This window comes from Aestuariirhabdus haliotis, assembly GCF_023509475.1.
Lineage (GTDB): Bacteria > Pseudomonadota > Gammaproteobacteria > Pseudomonadales > Aestuariirhabdaceae > Aestuariirhabdus > Aestuariirhabdus haliotis.
In genome coordinates this window covers 42,128-58,414 of record NZ_JAKSDZ010000006.1, presented here as the reverse complement: position 1 = coordinate 58,414, position 16,287 = coordinate 42,128, and the positions used below count along the sequence as shown (strand labels likewise).

Below are 16,287 nucleotides of genomic sequence, written 5' to 3'. Positions count from 1 at the left end.
CCTGGCGAATGGGACTGAGTCAGAGCCGCGTTATGTGTCAGGTTGTGTTCTGTGGTGGTCAGTTTGGATGATGAGCCGGGTCTTCGAATATCACGATCTTGCGATTTTGTTCTGATCTTGCGGTTACTGGATGAGTCACGAAGGATTTGAATCTGAGTCAGCAGGCAACAGTGGTACACTGGCGTTATGAATTCGGTTACTCCATCTTCTTCGGCAACTCCTGCAGATATCTCGTCCCGCGTGGATGAGACGCTGGGGGCATCCCGGGCGCAGCGTCACCAGCAGATGACCCTGCCCGGTGGCATCAGCCTGGGCCATTGGAGCAATCATCAGGACCGGGTCAGTTACGAAAATCTCAATCACCATACCCTGAGCCTTTACCTGCAGGGCGGTGGTCCCAGTATTCGCCGCAGGGATCTGCCGCAGCTAAAAGGTCAGCCCGATAGCCTCTGCCTGTTCCCGGTGGGGCACGACTCACAGTGGGAGATTGACGATTATCTGGAGTTTATCCATCTCTACTTTACCGATGAGGCGCTTGGGCAACTGGCTCTGACGGCGCTGGATCTGGACCCGCGGCGGGTGGCTTTGCCAGACCTGACCTATTTTGACGACCCCGAGCTGGTTAGCCTGATGCACCGGGAAATGATGCCGTTGCAATGGCAGGGGGTGGAACAAACCCTGGCGCTGCAACAAGCCAGCGAAGCCGTCATGTTGCATCTTTTAAAGCGCTATGTGCGACCGGGAACCGATCCGGGTCTGTTTCGTGGCGGGCTTACGCTGGCCGTGCGCAAGCGGGTCGAGGAGTATATGCGAGACCAACTGCACCGTGCGTTGTCGCTGGAGGAATTGGCCGGCATAGCCCAGCTGAGTCCGTTCCACTTCAATCGCATGTTTCGTATCAGCATGGCCTGCACGCCGCACCAGTATCTGACTCGCTTGCGCATCGAGCATGCCCGTGAGCGTTTGTCGGGGGCGGAATCGATTGCCGAGATCGCCCTGGACTGCGGTTTCAGTAACCAGAGCCACTTCGGTCGGGTGTTTCGCCAGCTGGTGGGGGTAACCCCCGCGCGGTATCGTAAGGCGGTGAGTTAATCTCTGTTATGGACAAGCCCGTCAGTCAGCCCTGCCTGCGCAATCAGCAGGCGATATGCGAGGCGCTTCAGGCGCACTTCGCCGAGGTTGGGAGCGTGTTGGAAGTTGGCAGTGGTACCGGCCAACATGCGGTCTATATGGCTCGGCATCTGCCTCATCTGAAATGGCAGCCCAGTGATTTGGCTCCAGCCTTGCCGGGGATTGAGCTTTGGCGTCAAGAGGCCGCGTTGGACAATGTGTTGCCCCCGCTTGTGCTCGATGTCACCTCGAATCCCTGGCCGCTTTCGGATCGGTATGGCGGCGCCTTTACCGCCAATACCCTGCATTTTGTCGGCTGGTCGGTGGTCGAGGCGTTACTCGCAGGGGTTGCCACTCACTTGGCTTCCGGGGCTGTGTTTTGCGCTTACGGACCCTTTAACCGTGACGGGCAATACACCAGCGAAGGCAATCGGGAGCTGGATGTCTGGTTGCGGGAGCGTGACCCCGATAGCGGTATCAAGGATATGGCTGATATTGCTTCCCGCTCGGCTCGGGTCGGGCTGGTGTTACAGGGCGAGGATGCTATGCCGGCCAATAATCTGCTCTTAAGGTTTATTCGCACCTGAGTCGTATATCCCTATAGGGCCATGTCGTTCCGGGTTGGCATGTGCTCAAAAGCGGTCTAGTATACTGTTTTTATGTACAGTATTTTGGCGCTTTCGAATGAAACTCTATATTGCTGAAAAGCCCAGCCTGGGGCGGGCCATTGCCGCCGTACTGCCCAAGCCTCATCGTAAGGAGGATGGTTGTATCTGGTTGGGCAATGGCGATTGTGTCAGCTGGTGCATAGGTCACCTGCTGGAACAAGCCGAACCGGAAGCCTACGACCCGGCATTTAAACAGTGGCAGATGGAGCACCTTCCCATCGTTCCCGAGAGCTGGCAACTGAAGCCGCGCCCGCAGTCCCGTAAACAGTTGTCGGTACTGCGTAAGCTGGTCAAGCAAGCTGATCAGCTGGTGCATGCGGGGGATCCTGATCGCGAAGGCCAGCTGCTGGTGGATGAGGTGCTCGATTACCTGGGAGTGAAAGGCCAGCGTTTCGAGGCGGTTAAGCGCTGCCTGATCAGCGATCTCAACCCCCAATCGGTCTTGCGCTCACTCGCTGACCTGCGCCCCAATAAAGAATTTATGCCGCTCTCGGTGTCGGCCCTGGCCCGTTCCAGGGCGGACTGGCTGTATGGCATCAATATGACCCGCGCCACGACATTGCAGGGTCGAAAGGTCGGTTTCCAGGGGTTACTGAGTGTCGGCCGGGTGCAGACGCCGGTGCTGGGGCTGGTGGTGCAGCGCGATGCCGAGATCGAACACTTTCAAAGCAAGGCCTATTTTGAGGTCTGGGCGCAATTGCAAACGGCAACGGGTGACACCTTTAACGCCAAATGGTTGCCCAGTGAGGCTTGCCGTCCCCATCAGGACGAAGAGGGCAGGGTGTTGAACCGTTCGCTGGCCGATAACGTGGTGCAGCGCATACAGGGCCAAACGGCAACGGTAGAGAGCCTTAAGGGAAAAGAAGGCAGACAGCTTGCGCCTTTGCCCTATAATTTGTCGGCCTTGCAGATCGATGCAGCCAAGCGCTTTGGGCTTAGTGCCAAACAGGTGCTGGATCTGTGTCAGCAGCTCTATGAGCGTCATAAGTTGATTACTTACCCCCGCTCTGATTGCCGCTACTTACCCGTTCAGCACTTTCAGGAGGTGGGTAAGGTAACCCATGCAATTGCTACTAATTGCACGGGGCTTGGCGATGCAGTGACCCATGCCAACCTGAAACAGCGAGGACGGGCCTGGAATGATGCCAGGGTGACGGCACATCACGCCATTATCCCGACAGAGCGCCAGCTGGATACCGCTAAACTGGACCGTCGGGAATTGCAGTTGTACGAATTGATCGCACGTCAATATCTGATGCAGTTTTATGATGCCTGGTGTTATCGCGATACGAGAGTATTTCTCACATTATCCGGTGGCCAATTCGAAGCCAGGGCCCGCCAGGTTCTACAGCCAGGATGGAAAGCCCTGTTGCCAGCCACCAAAAAGAATAAAGCCGACGCTTCTCAAGTGGGTGATGTTGCTTCGTCAGGTGATGATAAGGATGCGCCTCCCATTCAAACCTTGCCCGACCTAAAGCAAGGAGATTCGTTGTTATGCCTGCAGGCGGCGGTGAAAGACAAGCAGACCCAGCCGCTGAAACATTTTACCGATGCTACATTGCTGGCCGCGATGACCGGTATTGCCCGTTTTGTCAGCGATCCGGACACCCGCCGTATTCTTCGCGATACCGATGGTCTGGGCACAGAAGCCACCAGGGCTGGTATTATCGAACTGTTGTTTCAGCGCCAGTTTTTGCAGCGCCAGGGCAAGCAGATTCGCGCCAGCGAGATCGGTAACGCCCTGATAAACAGTTTGCCTGAGGCGGTGGCAACCCCGGATATGACGGCGCGCTGGGAAGCGCAGCTGGAAGCCATTTGCGAACGTCAGTCGAACTATCAGGGCTTTATGCAACCCTTGCAACAGAGCCTGCAAGCCTTGATTGTACTGTCCCAGGCCAATCTGCCAACAGCGTTTGGGGCGGTGCAAGCACCCGCAAGAAAATGGCGAGGCAAAGGCGCGAAAAAGCCCAAACGCAACCGAGGGACAACAGCTGCGAATGGCAGTCGAGCAAAGCCTGGTGCCGGCAAGGCGGCCGGTGCGAGTAAGGCCGCGGGTACGAACAGGGCTAAAAGCGCCTCTAGACCCAAGCCTGCCGCTGGTCGTGGCAGTAGCTCGTCGAGCCAGGCCAAGTCGGCCAGGTCCGGAAGCGCGGCCTGATTGTCAGGCAATGGTTGCCAAGGCGTAAGGCTGCCCCGATAATGTGCGCCCATTTTCCTCTTTGGAGTAACCGCGATGAAGGTCGAAGCCGATAAGGTGGTGCAGTTTCATTACCGTTTGAACGATAGCGAAGGCAATGAGCTGGAGAGCTCCTACGACAACGATCCGGTGGCGTATTTGCATGGTCATAATAATATGATTCCGGGTTTGGAAATGGCCATGACCGATCGCGAGCAGGGTACTCGTTTCAGTACGGTGGTGGTCGCCAAAGACGGATATGGCGAGCGGGTTGAGGGCAGCGAACAGCGCATACCTATCAAACACCTGCTGGTCAAAAAGAAATCGCTGCTAATGCCTGGCGCGGTGGTTAGCGTGAATACTGAAAATGGTCCGCGTCCGGTGACGATTATAAAATCCGGCCGTTTTAATGTGGATGTGGATACCAACCATCCCTTTGCGGGCATGGATCTGCATTACGATATTGAAATTATCGATGTGCGCGATGCCAGCGATGAGGAAAAGGCCCATGGCCATGCCCATGGCGTCGGTGGTCATCACCACTGATCACGAAATTGCGGCGGGCTTATCAGCCAGAACGACCTGAAGGCAAGTCGAATGCAGGCGCTCGAAGATAAGAGCTTCGGGCGTGCCGCTGACAGTTGATAGCTCGGTGTTATTTGCGCCGCTTCGGGGGCTCGAAACCCGCTTCTTCTCCCCAGGGATTCGATTTTGCGGTGCCTTTAGCAACGCTTTTACGCCCTTGGGGGGCTGGCTTTGCTGCTGCCTTTGGGCCTTTTTTAGCGTCTTTGTTCGCTGCCGATCTAGCACCGCCTTTGGCCTCGGGACGTTTCTTTGTGGCCGAGGCCTTCTTCTTTTTGCTGCCCACGGCCTTGCCCGAACTCTTGACCTTTTTCGGGCCTTTATAGTTGGCGATCAGACCTTCGATATGGCGTTTGCGCAATCCGGTATTGATATAACGCTCGATACCGGCTTTGAGGTTCCAGTCATAGGCGCAGATCAGGCTGATAGCAACGCCGGCGGTGTCCGCTCGCCCGGTTCGGCCAATGCGATGAATGTAGTCATCACCATTGCGGGGCATATCGTAGTTGATCACCAGATCGATGCCTTTGACATCCAGCCCGCGAGCCGCGAGATCGGTGGCGACCAACACTTTGAAGTGACCGTCACGGAACAGCTGCATTACATGGGTGCGTTCCTGCTGATTCATTTCGCCATGCAGCACGCCAACCGGTAACCCTTTGCCTCGCAGCTGCCCACAGAGTTGATCGGCCATGGTGCGGGTATTGGTAAATATCAGGGCTTTGTCGAAAGGATCGTTTTCCAGCAAGTGACTGATCAGGGCGGTTTTGTGGTCGTTATCGTCAGCCAGAATCATCTGTTGAATGATGTCATCGTTCTGCTTGCGGGGAGTATCCAGAATCAACGACTCAGGGTTATCCAGTGCCAGGCCGATGATCGTATCGAGCCCTCGGCGTTTTAACGTGGCGGAATAGAGCAGGGTTTGGCGTTCGCTAGCACAGGCGCTGCAGATCTTTTCCAGATCCTCGCTAAAGCCCATCTCCAGCATGCGGTCCGCTTCGTCAAGCACCAGTGCCTCGATGTCATCCAGATGCAGCGATTCCGCTTCCAGATGCTCGACCAGGCGTCCCGGAGTGGCGACCAGTATCTCCGGGTTCTTGCGCAGCATGGCTCGCTGCTCCTTGAAGCCCTCACCGCCGATGATCATGCCGGCTTTGATAAAGGTGAATTGTCCCAGTTGCTGGCAGGCTTTCATGACCTGACGAGCGAGTTCCCGAGTGGGTACCATGATCAGTGCCCGAGCCTGGGAATTGGGCTTGGGGCTTTCGTGCAGCCGGTGCAGGATAGGCAAGACAAAGGCGGCGGTTTTGCCGCTGCCGGTGCGAGCGCAGACCAGCAGGTCTTTACCGCTCAGCGCCGGTGGAATCGATTTTTGTTGGACCGGAGTGGGCTCGGTAAAGCCAAGGGTATCGAGCGCTTTTAACAGGCGTTCGCTCAGGGCGAGTTGGTTGAACAATGTCGAGCCTCATAGGGATGGTTAGGAAAGGGTTCTGGCGCGCATTGTAAACCCCAAACAGGGGTTAAGGCACCCCGTATGATACGCAAAAGGGCCTGAAAGGAAGAAAACCGAATGAATCCGGTGAGCCGAGCCGTGCACTAGTCAGCAACAGGTGAAGCCTGGGCCCGATTGTGGATAATAAACTCTCGGAGTTCATCCAGGGGAAGTGGGCGAGCAAAGTGATAGCCCTGGAAATGATAACAGCCGAAGTCTTTCAGCAATTGGGCCTGTTCAATCTCTTCCACTCCCTCGGCGATTACGCTCATCTGATAATTCTGACTGATGGCTATGATGCTTTGCACCATTTGTCGTGCGGGTTCTTCGGTGAGGATGTTATCAACAAAGCTTTTATCAATTTTTAGTTCGTCAATGGGCAGGCGACGCAGCATGCCAAGGGATGAGAAGCCGGTGCCGAAATCATCCAGGGAAATTTCCATACCTAATGATCGAATGCGTTGCAGGATTAATAACAGGGCATCGATATCTTCAATAAAAAGGCTTTCGGTGATTTCGAGGGTGATCTTATCGTAAGGGATGTTTCTGCCAGCGATCTCTTGCTCAAGCAGATCAACGAAGTTGGCATGGAAAAACTGTTGTACCGAAATATTGATCGCCACATTGAATTCAAAATCAATCTCTTTTTGCAGTGAGGCGATATCAGTCAGTGTGGTTTTTATGATGAATTCGCCAAGGGCCGGGATCAAGCCGCAGGACTCGGCTACCGAGATAAAACGATCGGGCGGCACAAAACCAAGCTGCTGGTTTTTCCATCGAACCAGGGCTTCGACACCATAGACTTTTCCGTCACCATCTATTTTGGGTTGGTAGACCATATAAAATTCGGATTCACTCAACCCTCGATGCAGCTCTTGTTCGATTTTAAGACGATCAATATGATCATTCATCATAATAGGGTCAAAGAACGATACGGAAGATTTGAGTGTTTTAGCGTCGAACATGGCGAGGTCGGCCGAGCTTAGCACCGCTTCCAGATTGTCTCCGTGGGCGGGATACTGGGCAATACCGGCACTGGCCCCCAATATAAAATGCTGTTTGTTGATGTCGTAGGGTTCGCACAGTGTCTGAATAATCTTTTTCGCTTTGCTGGTAAGTTCTGTCGGGTTGGTCTCCGAAGTCAGTATCAAAAACTCGTCTCCCGACAGTCGGGCGATTAAATCGTTGCTATTACAGCTGACCTTTAAGCGTCGAGTGATTTCGATAAGAACCTTATCTCCGAATTTATGTCCATAACTGTCGTTAATGTTTTTAAAACGGTCCATATCAATAAAGATAATGGAGAAGGGATTGTCAGGCTTTTCGAAACGTTCTGCTTCCTTGTACAAAATGTAGTTTCGGTTAGGTAGTGCTGTTAATTTGTCGTGATGAGCTTGATAAACAAGTGCCTGATGGCGCTTTTTATCGGCTTGATAGATAAGCTTGAACAAGAAAAAGATGATGACAAGTGTGCTGCCAAAAATTAGGCAGTAGATCCAAAACGTGTGATAAAAAACATCCCAAACCGCGGAGTTTTTCATTTCTGAAACAAACCAGAGGCCTAAGTCGGGGTTGAAGCGGATATCAGAAAAAACGGAGTCGCCACGAACGTTATATTCCAGTGATATTTGGGTTGAGCCATTGCGTAATTCAAATTCGGAAATCTGATACTTTTCCGTGGAACGCTGAACGAAGGTGTCAAAACTGTTCTGTGTTAATGGTTTGTTATAACTCTGTTGTGAATTATTCCAGCCCGAGGAGTAGAACTGAAAATAGAGGTCTGAGTCGCGCACAACGGATAGCTGATGGTGTGGATTGATATGAGTGGCGCTGCTCCAAAAACTGGTGCCTTCCAGATAAACACCAACGGCTACCAGGCCATAAAGCTCTCCCTCTTGCGTGCGCAAGCTTTTTCGAATAGGAATAATCCATTCTTTTAAATTGGGGTGATAGTAGGTTCGGCCAATAACGACATCCTGACTAACTAATGCGCGCTTAAAACTCTCGCTGGTCTCTTTGGCGGTCGACAGGTTTAACCGGGGCAGTTGCCTTAGGTTTTTGGAAACAATAAAAGGTGTGCCATCGGGTCGCGATACGCCAATTCCGGCCAGTTCCGGGTTCAATCTGAGCTGTTCATCGAATAGGGATCGAATCGCATCGGGATGATTGAGGAAGACGTCTTTAGTTATTTGGGAGCCAATGACTCGCAGCAGTATCGACTGATTCTCCAGCACTGAACTGACAGAATTTTTGACCAGCTCGACCTGATATTGTTGTTGTTTTTGCAGACTCTCCTTGATGTCGTACCAGCGAACGTAGGAGATGTAAGCCAGCAGTATGGAGCCGGTGAGGACCAGAGCGTAGAAAACAAGCCAGATGTTTTTCTTCAATACAGGCATCCGTAGAGCCTCTTGGGGCATTATTGCTATAGGAAATATAGCAGTGGAGTGGGTTTTTCCCAGTGGCTAGTCAAGGGCACCTCTGATTCATTCAGATGAACTCTGGCTTTCTGGCGAATTCAGAATCGCGGCACGCCTTTGCAGTAAGGTCGAGACCTTTCAAAAAGGCATAACAAAGAGGCTGGATTCGCCCGAAAGCCCCGTAGGGCGGCCCTGAAAATGGTTTTTCTCGGTGTTGAAGCCCTTGTCCAGGTCTCGACATGAACGGCGAGCTTCGCCTAGATAAAAACCATTTCCAGGATCCGCAGAGATCTATCTGAATGAATCAGAGGTGCCCCAGGAATGACTGCCTGAGATCAGACGACTTCACCAGCCGCATGGCCTGATGCCCAGGCCCATTGGAAATTGTAGCCACCCAGCCAGCCGGTGACATCGACCACTTCGCCGATAAAATAGAGTCCGGGCTGGAGTTTACTTTCCATGGTTTTGGAGGAAAGCTGGTCGCTACTGACCCCTCCCAGCGTAACCTCGGCTGTTCGGTAGCCTTCGGTTCCAGCGGGTTTGAGAGACCAGTTATTCAGCAGCCGGGCAATCTCCAACAGGCATTTGTCGGGTATTTGAGCCATATCAGTGTCAGCGTATTCGCCCCACCACAGCTGCTCGAGCTCGGCCACCAGGGCCTTCGGTAGATAGCGGGCCAGCAGGGTACGCAGCAGGCTTTTCGGGTGTTCCTGTTTGAGTTCAAGCAATAATGACTCGGCGTTTTCGGAGGGGATGAGATCGATATTGACAGACTGCCCAGGCTGCCAGTAATTGGAGATCTGCAATACCGCGGGGCCGCTGAGACCCCGGTGGGTAAACAGCATGGCCTCGCTAAATGATTGCTGATTGCAGGCAATGCTGACATCGATTGCCGTACCGGACAGGCGTTCGCACAAACCTTTAATCTGATCGCTAAACGTAAAAGGTACCAGACCGGCCGATGTCGGGTGTACCTGATGACCAAATTGCAAAGCAATCTCATAGCCGAAGCCTGTGGCCCCCATCGTTGGGAAGGAGAGTCCGCCGGTTGCAATCACCAGAGATTCACAGCTAAAGGTGCCCTGGTTAGTCTCGAGTCGATAGCCCGATTTGCTATTGATCCGCTCGACGTCACAGCGGGTGCGTATTTCCACTCCGGACTGCTCGCATTGATCGAGCAGCATGGCCAGGATCTCTTTGGCACTGTCGTCGCAGAAGAGTTGCCCATGGTCCCGTTCGTGCCAGACTATCTCGTGGCTTGAAACCATCGAAATAAAATCCCATTGGGTATACCGGCTAAGGGCGGACTTGCAAAAGTGGGGGTTGTCAGCCAGATAGTTATTGGCGCTAACGTCAAGATTGGTAAAGTTGCAGCGTCCGCCCCCGGATAGAAGGATTTTCTTGCCCACTTTGTTGCTTTTATCCACTACCAGTACGCGTCGACCACGGGCGCCGGCTATCAGGGCGCACATCAGGCCGGAGGCGCCAGCGCCGATAATAATAACGTCAAAAGAGTTCAAGGCAGGTCCTGGAGGGGCGAAAAGCGGCGTATTGTAGCCGCGCAGGCCGAACCTGTCAGCCCGCGTTGGTAAGGTTCGCTCTAATCAGTCGGTGTCGATACTGAACACGGTTTGTTCGAGCGTGCTTTCGCTATCGTCGACAAACTTGAAATGATTCCAGGCGATACGAATCAAATCGTTGTTGTGCAGCTTGCAGCGGCCATTGACTCGCTGGTTATTAACGAAGGTGCCGTTGGTGCTGTCCAGGTCTTCGATGTAGATATCAATAATGCTGCTGATAGCGGCATTGGGTTCACGAATCAGGCGCGCATGGCGGCTGCTCACGGACGCCTCGCTAATTTCGACATCATTGTCGGGATGGCGCCCGAGGGTAATTTCGGGGCGGTCGATCTCGACGCGATTGACCACTACATCGTCGATTAGTTGTGCCAGTATTGCCATGATAGTCTCCGGTGTCAGGCGGGTTCGCGAGCGAACTCCTTGTTGATGGATTTGCGCAGTGCTTCCGCCATTTCGCTGGCATCCTGATAGCGTTTGCTGGCGTCTTTTTGCAGCGCTTTGTTCACGATGCGTGTGGCACTGGCGGGCAGCTCGCTGCGGTGAGTGCGCACGCTTTTGTATTTACCATTGATGATCTGGTACGTCAGATTGGCCAGACTGTCACCATGGAAAGGCAGTTCGCCCGTTAGCAGCTGGTAAAAAGTAACCCCCAGGCTGTAGATGTCGGCGGTCCCGGTGACCTTTGAGCCCTTGAGCTGTTCAGGGGACATGTACAAGGGGCTGCCCAGAATGCTGCCGGTTTTGGTTTGCGAGTCGTCGCTGATGCGGGCGATGCCAAAATCGGTCACCTTGACTTCACCACTGTCGGCATCAAACATGATATTGCCCGGTTTGATATCCCGGTGCACGATTTTTTGCTGATGCGCGTAGCTGAGCGCGCTGGCCACCTCTTCGACGATGCGATAAACGGTACTGACCGGTAGCAGGGTGCCCGGTTTACAGTGGCGGTTGAGTGGTGATCCCTTGGCGAAATCCATGGCAATAAACGCCAGGCTTTGCTCTTCGCCCATATCGAACACGGTGACAATGTTGGGGTGGTTGAGGCGCCCGGCGGCTTCCGCTTCGCGGAAAAAACGGCTCTTCATCTCTTTGATGCGCGAGCTTTCAAACTGATCGTAGGTCAGGGTTTTAATCGCCACGGTGCGAGCGATGCGAGGGTCTCGTCCGAGGTAGACTACCCCCATGGCACCTCGACCAATTTCTCGAATGACTTCGTAGCGCCCCAGGTGCGGAGTGGAACCACTTTGCTCGGGCAGCATCATGGTTTGAGTGGCGGCCAGGGAAATGTCCGCAACGGTATCGCCCAGCTTGCCGCTGAGTTTGTCGATCCGTTCGCCCACATCCTTGAATTGGCGACGGCGTTGCTTGATCTGGGTGTAGTTTTGCAGGGCGCCCTGCAGGTCCTGGGTTTGCTCCTGCTGCTGGGCAATATCGTAGGTCAGGGCAAGGAGCTCATCGCTGGTACCACAGCCATTGATCGCCGAAGCCGCTTCGTTCAATTTACCCTGATGGTAGAGGGTGCTACCGAGCTGTATTGATTTGTCCTGATAGCGGCGTTGCAGCTGCTGGTAGCCTTGTTGCTGGCGGAGTTGGATCATCATCAGGGCGGAACCCAGGAAGAGCAACAGTAGCGGTTCCGCAACCGGTATCCAGTAACCATAAAGGCGCTGTAAGACCAGTTGGCTGGTGATTAATGCCAAGCCGATTAGCAGGCTGGACAGGCTACCACGCAAAACACCGAAAAGCGGCATGATGATCAGTAGATAGAGCGCGATGGACAGCATCAGAGCCCAACGAATGCCACCGTTCCAGGGCGTAGAATGCAGATACTGTGATTGTTGCAGTGCCGTAATCGCCGATGCCAAGCCCGGTTGATGGCTCGACTGACTCGCATCTATCACGAGTAATACTCGAGGGCTGGTCTGTTTTGATGCGTCCTTCAGGCTGTACTGCAACGGCGTATTTTGAGTGTTTGGCAAGGGATAGAGGTAACCGTCACTGCCGCTGTAGCGTTGGCCGTTCTCACCAACAAGGCCATCGTTGGCGAGCCAGTGAATGGTCGTGCTTGAATACTGACGAGCCAACTGCAATAGCAAGCCGGCGTACCAGCGTTCTTCGAGCTGGAAGATCAGGGGCAGGCCGTAGTCGTTGGCACTAGCGGTTGGCCATAGGATTTGACTGTCGGTGATCGTTGGTGATTGCAGTTCGGGGGGCTGACGATTCAGGCTCTGACTGATAAAGCGGGGAAGCGCCGAGGACGCCTCAACAGTTGCTTTTTGCTCTTTATAGGCAGTGGGGTAGGGGGGGCGGGTCGGGTCTACTGCCAACATCAACTGACCGCTTTTCTGCCAGACCCTAAGCTGCTGGAGTTTGCTTTGCAGTTTTTTGTCCGTACCGAGCTGGCTCAGGGCGGACGTCGATAGCAAAGGCGAAGAGGGTAATTGCAGAACAGCCTTGCCGCCCTGTTTAATCTGCTGCCTAAGCAGGTTGTAGAGCGGGGTCGATAGCACCGGATGTCCCTGGACCTTGCGTTGTTCTCCATAAGGCAAGAGCACCTGGATAGGCGTCGGCAGGCTTGAGTCTTCGGCCTGGGGATGGAACAGGGCGCTCCAGCTTAGCCAGCGTTGGTTGGCGGCGTTCAGAGTTAACCATTCTCCCAGCAGTAAGCCGGTCAAGAGAATTACCAGGAATCGGGCGCTAAAGAGGGCCAGCAACCATTTCATCAACAGCTTTTTCACGAAGGGTGCAGCAATGCCTTGTTAAAGTGGAGTACAACGTTAAGTCAGGTAACCGGCGAAGCGCGGTTTGTAGGATACACACAGTATCACAGCCAGCCCCTGAGTCTATCCAAAAGCATGGCTCCTGATTGTGTACCAGGTCTCAGCTTGGTTTTGGGACGGGCATAGATAATAACCGAGTAAAAAGAATGGTTTTTGCGACCATTGGTTCCGTCGCAGTGCTTTGTGCCTCACTAGACTGAGCATAGGGTAATCAGTCTGCGAGGTTCGTTATGCGCGCTCTTATTCGTTACTGGGTTGTATTGTGTTGCTGGTTTGTGCCCGCAGCATCGGCGGTGGAGTCACCTCTGAATGTGCTGGGTGCAGTGACGATCAATGTGCATCAGGCCAAGCAGTTATACGATGCCGGGGCCGTTTTTGTCGATGTGCGTAACGACAAGCAGTGGCAGTGGGGACACATCGAAGGCGCTCGCCATATGGAACTGAGAAGAGACTTCGGCAAGCTGTTTTATCCCGGTTATATGGAGCGTGATATCCCGCTGGTGATCTATTGCAATGACCTCGATTGCAAACGCAGTGCCTTTGCCAGCTACCTTGCCGCGAAATGGGGATACACCGAGGTCTATTATTTCCGCGATGGCTACTATGCCTGGTTAGCCTGGGATATGCCGATTCAGAGCGCACCGCGCCAGAGTCACCGTTGGGCCGAGCGCTAAAGAACAGCTTATTTGAGATGGCGGGTAGTTTTTTCAGCCGTAAGCTCTGCCAGCACGGCATTATAGCGTCCGGGAGTTTTTGCTAAGGCTGTGATTGCCTGGCAGCTTGCTGATTCTAATCTTCTTTATAGCTCTTTCTCCGAAGGCTCGGGTTCGGTCCAGCCCGGCGGTGCTTTGCCCTGAACACGATAGGCAAAGGCGATCAGTTGTGCGATACAGATGTACAGGCTTGGGGGAATCTTCTCGCCAAGGTCGAGCTGGGCTAGCAGGCGCACTAGCTCAGGGTTCTCGTACAGGGGAATTTCATGCTCGCGGGCAATCGCGATGATCTGCTCGGCGAGATCTCCCTGGCCCTTGGCTGATACATGGGGTGCATTTTCCCCGTCGTATTCCAGCGCCACCGCACTAGAGGGCTTATCCTGGTTATTCGGGGGCTGCTGCGTCATAAGCCATCTCCTGGATGTGGTCGGTGTAAAATGATGCAGTCTGGATCAGGTATGGATATCAACAAGGCTACGATCCAATCGTGTTTTTTGGGGAACGGGCAGCCCGCGTTTACAGCGTAGCTCTTCGACTTCCACTCCGGCACCGACCAGGGCGCCTCGCAATGAACCTATATGCTGGCTTAACAGTTGAAGGGTCTTGGCCTCATCGGCCCAGACGGCGATCGAGGCACGATTATCGATCAGGCTCAGCAGTGCCTGAAAGGGTGCTAGCGGGGCTATTTCAAAAGCCAGGTTGATCTGCCAGCGGTAGCCGGGCTCTCCGCGTTGCTTTTTCTTCTCTTTATCGGCGTATTGCTCGATCAGCAGTTGAATACTGTCGACCTGATGTTCGTTGCGTACGGGTAACTCGTACAACCAGCTATTAAGGGGGCCATTGGGGTCGGCAGACAGGCCCTGTTGCTGCAGCCCGCTGAGAACCTGCTGGGTTTGAATGCGGGCCAGGGCGGTGGCCAGTTGCAGCATTAGTTGTTGCGAGCTGATCTCGCTGCTGCCGGCTCGCCCTTCTGCAGGGAGCAAGGCTTGCGCGAATTGGGGGAAGCTTGGAGGGGGAGGTGGCGGCGATTCACTGCTGTAAGCGGTGCTCTGGCCGGCGCCAGCTTGTGCACTGGGTAGCAGTGATTGCAGCAGTTGCAGTAAGGGCTGGCTAGTGGAGGGCAAGCCCGAAACGTTGGTGGCGACCGATTGCAAGGTTGTCAACAGAAGCGCTTTGAGGTCGGCGACCTGCGTTGGCAATATCGACTGGCCCGGTAGGGTTGTTTTTCCGTTGGTTACGGGAGCTGTGCCGGGCAATTGCAACAAACGCTGCTCAAGGTGTAGTCCACTGTTTAACAGTTGCTCACGAACCGTCGTGGGAGAGCTGAAGCTCGAGGGCGTGGGCAAGCGGTCGAGCAGGGATTGCAGCGCTTGTAAGGTTTGCTGGTTTAACCCGTTGGAGGTTGCCGGGGGGGCGGTGGGAGCACTGACCAATTGTCGAATCGACTCTATCAGCGGGCGGCGGCTGAAGGGGGTCAGCTGTTGCAGTTGCTGCAGCAGTTCCGAACGGACCTGGTCGGTTGACGTGCCGGGCTGAGGTTGCAAGCTCAACGTATTGCCATTGGCAACCAACAGCAGCGGCTGGTTAACGGGGGGTAATTGGCGGGTCGCCAATAATAGTTCTTTACCTGCGACCAGGGCGCGCACCAGTAGCGTCGGGTCACGGACCAGCTCAATAACCGGTTCTTTACTGGGCACAAAGCTTTGGATGGCCTTGATGGTGACGGCAATTTGGGGGGGTGAGCGTTGGCTGATGGTGTCCAGTAAACGCCCTAAGGGATCGGTTGCCGGTTTGTTGCCTGTATTTGGGTTTCCGGTCTTATCCCCGGTTGAGCGCAGCAAACTGTCAGCCACGCGGTTGGCCGGTGTGGGAGGGCTTTGCTTGGGGGGATCGATCGACATGCGGGTTCGGAGTGCCGATGGTGGCCTGTTATGGAACTATTATTGATCAGGCTCATCGGTTTTGGAAACTTTTTGTATATAATGGCAAACGTTCGCAACGGGTTGTTTTAAGATCCTTTTTGTCGAACTGATCAATATGGAATTGACTCGATTGGCTTTTGGAAGTGGCTGCCTGATTATCTTCCGAAGAGCTGTTGAGAAACCTGACACATGATACGGAGCGCCGTTTGAGCCCCTTTCTAGAAGTACGCCAGCTGGGTTGTGAGCGAGACGAGCGGGTACTGTTCCAGGCTTTGGATTTTGACCTGAGCCCGGGAGAGATACTCCAGATTGAAGGGCCCAATGGTAGTGGCAAAACCACTATGCTGCGGGCCCTCTGTGGTTTGTCGGCGGATTTCGAAGGCGACATTCATTGGCGTGGGGTTGCTATCCGTGATGATCGTGAAAGCTATTTTAGTGAGTTGCTCTATGCTGGCCACAGTGTCGGCGTCAAGGCCCAACTCACCCCTCAGGAAAATCTGGCCTGGTATTGTGGATTGCACGTCAGTGTCACCGACCATGACGTCAACGATGCCCTGGAAAAGGTGGGTCTCTACGGTTACGAAGATGTTCCCTGTCACAGTCTGTCGGCTGGGCAGCAACGTCGTGTTGCCCTGGCACGTTTACACCTGGCCAGGCAGCCGCTGTGGATTCTGGACGAACCCTTTACCGCCATCGACAAGGCCGGTGTAGCGGCGCTCGAGCAGTTGCTGGTCAGTCATGCCGAACAGGGTGGCGCGATCATCCTGACCACCCATCACGATCTGGCCATGGTTTATCCGGATCTTCGTCGTATCAGTCTGGATGTCAGGGAGTCGTAACCGGG

At 54.2% G+C, this 16,287-nt stretch carries 13 protein-coding genes; 6 read left to right on the top strand and 7 right to left on the bottom strand.

What is annotated here, in order from left to right; translation table 11 throughout:
- The first annotated feature begins 186 nt into the window (after positions 1-186).
- The 4 genes from MIB40_RS06690 (at position 187) to MIB40_RS06675 (ending at position 4,500) form a co-directional block, all read left to right on the top strand.
- The gene (locus MIB40_RS06690; RefSeq protein WP_249692244.1) at positions 187-1,092 is read left to right on the top strand and encodes an AraC family transcriptional regulator; all 906 of its coding nucleotides are present in this window, start codon (positions 187-189) and stop codon (positions 1,090-1,092) included.
- Positions 1,093-1,100: 8 nt separating this feature from the next.
- Positions 1,101-1,697, top strand: a complete 597-nt coding sequence (locus tag MIB40_RS06685; RefSeq protein ID WP_249692243.1) for a DUF938 domain-containing protein — start codon at positions 1,101-1,103, stop codon at positions 1,695-1,697.
- Between the two features lie 97 nt (positions 1,698-1,794).
- Positions 1,795-3,936, top strand: coding sequence for a DNA topoisomerase III (locus MIB40_RS06680; protein ID WP_249692242.1), 2,142 nt, complete (start codon positions 1,795-1,797; stop codon positions 3,934-3,936).
- A 75-nt stretch (positions 3,937-4,011) separates the two neighbouring features.
- Positions 4,012-4,500, top strand: coding sequence for an FKBP-type peptidyl-prolyl cis-trans isomerase (locus tag MIB40_RS06675; RefSeq protein WP_249692241.1), 489 nt, complete (start codon positions 4,012-4,014; stop codon positions 4,498-4,500).
- Between the two features lie 109 nt (positions 4,501-4,609).
- Here MIB40_RS06675 and MIB40_RS06670 read toward each other — a convergent pair whose 3' ends face one another.
- The 5 genes from MIB40_RS06670 to MIB40_RS06650 all read right to left on the bottom strand — a co-directional run bounded on the left by MIB40_RS06670 (position 4,610) and on the right by MIB40_RS06650 (position 12,751).
- Positions 4,610-5,992 (bottom strand): DEAD/DEAH box helicase, encoded by a 1,383-nt coding sequence (locus MIB40_RS06670; RefSeq protein WP_249692240.1) that lies wholly within the window; start codon positions 5,990-5,992, stop codon positions 4,610-4,612.
- A 140-nt stretch (positions 5,993-6,132) separates the two neighbouring features.
- A complete protein-coding gene (locus MIB40_RS06665) occupies positions 6,133-8,427 on the bottom strand; it encodes a bifunctional diguanylate cyclase/phosphodiesterase (RefSeq protein ID WP_249692238.1) in 2,295 nt (764 codons plus the stop codon).
- A 356-nt stretch (positions 8,428-8,783) separates the two neighbouring features.
- Positions 8,784-9,968, bottom strand: a complete 1,185-nt coding sequence (locus MIB40_RS06660) for a BaiN/RdsA family NAD(P)/FAD-dependent oxidoreductase (RefSeq protein ID WP_249692236.1) — start codon at positions 9,966-9,968, stop codon at positions 8,784-8,786.
- Between the two features lie 84 nt (positions 9,969-10,052).
- Entirely contained in the window at positions 10,053-10,409 is a 357-nt protein-coding gene (locus tag MIB40_RS06655; RefSeq protein WP_249692234.1) for an FHA domain-containing protein, read from the bottom strand.
- Positions 10,410-10,423: 14 nt separating this feature from the next.
- Positions 10,424-12,751 carry a serine/threonine-protein kinase gene (locus MIB40_RS06650; protein WP_249692232.1) on the bottom strand — a complete coding sequence of 776 codons (2,328 nt, stop codon included), beginning with the start codon at positions 12,749-12,751 and terminating at the stop codon, positions 10,424-10,426.
- Positions 12,752-13,038: 287 nt separating this feature from the next.
- Between MIB40_RS06650 and MIB40_RS06645 the strand changes: the two genes are divergently transcribed.
- Positions 13,039-13,482, top strand: a complete 444-nt coding sequence (locus MIB40_RS06645; protein WP_249692230.1) for a rhodanese-like domain-containing protein — start codon at positions 13,039-13,041, stop codon at positions 13,480-13,482.
- Between the two features lie 125 nt (positions 13,483-13,607).
- On the opposite strand, the gene MIB40_RS06640 is transcribed toward MIB40_RS06645, so the two are convergent.
- Positions 13,608-13,928, bottom strand: a complete 321-nt coding sequence (locus MIB40_RS06640) for an EscU/YscU/HrcU family type III secretion system export apparatus switch protein (RefSeq protein WP_249692228.1) — start codon at positions 13,926-13,928, stop codon at positions 13,608-13,610.
- A gap of 45 nt (positions 13,929-13,973) precedes the next feature.
- Positions 13,974-15,422 carry a flagellar hook-length control protein FliK gene (gene fliK / locus MIB40_RS06635; RefSeq protein WP_249692226.1) on the bottom strand — a complete coding sequence of 483 codons (1,449 nt, stop codon included), beginning with the start codon at positions 15,420-15,422 and terminating at the stop codon, positions 13,974-13,976.
- A gap of 227 nt (positions 15,423-15,649) precedes the next feature.
- On the opposite strand from fliK, the gene ccmA reads away from it, so the two are divergent.
- Positions 15,650-16,282 (top strand): cytochrome c biogenesis heme-transporting ATPase CcmA, encoded by a 633-nt coding sequence (ccmA, locus tag MIB40_RS06630; protein WP_249692224.1) that lies wholly within the window; start codon positions 15,650-15,652, stop codon positions 16,280-16,282.
- Positions 16,283-16,287: the final 5 nt, after the last annotated feature.

What these genes read in the sequence shown, in the direction of transcription:
- MIB40_RS06690 (WP_249692244.1), top strand. Translation starts at nt 187, where the DNA reads ATGAATTCGGTTACTCCATCTTCTTCGGCAACTCCTGCAGATATCTCG.
- MIB40_RS06665 (WP_249692238.1), bottom strand. Translation starts at nt 8,427, where the DNA reads ATGCCTGTATTGAAGAAAAACATCTGGCTTGTTTTCTACGCTCTGGTC.
- MIB40_RS06640 (WP_249692228.1), bottom strand. Translation starts at nt 13,928, where the DNA reads ATGACGCAGCAGCCCCCGAATAACCAGGATAAGCCCTCTAGTGCGGTG.
- MIB40_RS06680 (WP_249692242.1), top strand. Translation starts at nt 1,795, where the DNA reads ATGAAACTCTATATTGCTGAAAAGCCCAGCCTGGGGCGGGCCATTGCC.
- MIB40_RS06655 (WP_249692234.1), bottom strand. Translation starts at nt 10,409, where the DNA reads ATGGCAATACTGGCACAACTAATCGACGATGTAGTGGTCAATCGCGTC.
- MIB40_RS06685 (WP_249692243.1), top strand. Translation starts at nt 1,101, where the DNA reads ATGGACAAGCCCGTCAGTCAGCCCTGCCTGCGCAATCAGCAGGCGATA.
- fliK (WP_249692226.1), bottom strand. Translation starts at nt 15,422, where the DNA reads ATGTCGATCGATCCCCCCAAGCAAAGCCCTCCCACACCGGCCAACCGC.
- MIB40_RS06645 (WP_249692230.1), top strand. Translation starts at nt 13,039, where the DNA reads ATGCGCGCTCTTATTCGTTACTGGGTTGTATTGTGTTGCTGGTTTGTG.
- MIB40_RS06650 (WP_249692232.1), bottom strand. Translation starts at nt 12,751, where the DNA reads ATGAAATGGTTGCTGGCCCTCTTTAGCGCCCGATTCCTGGTAATTCTC.
- MIB40_RS06675 (WP_249692241.1), top strand. Translation starts at nt 4,012, where the DNA reads ATGAAGGTCGAAGCCGATAAGGTGGTGCAGTTTCATTACCGTTTGAAC.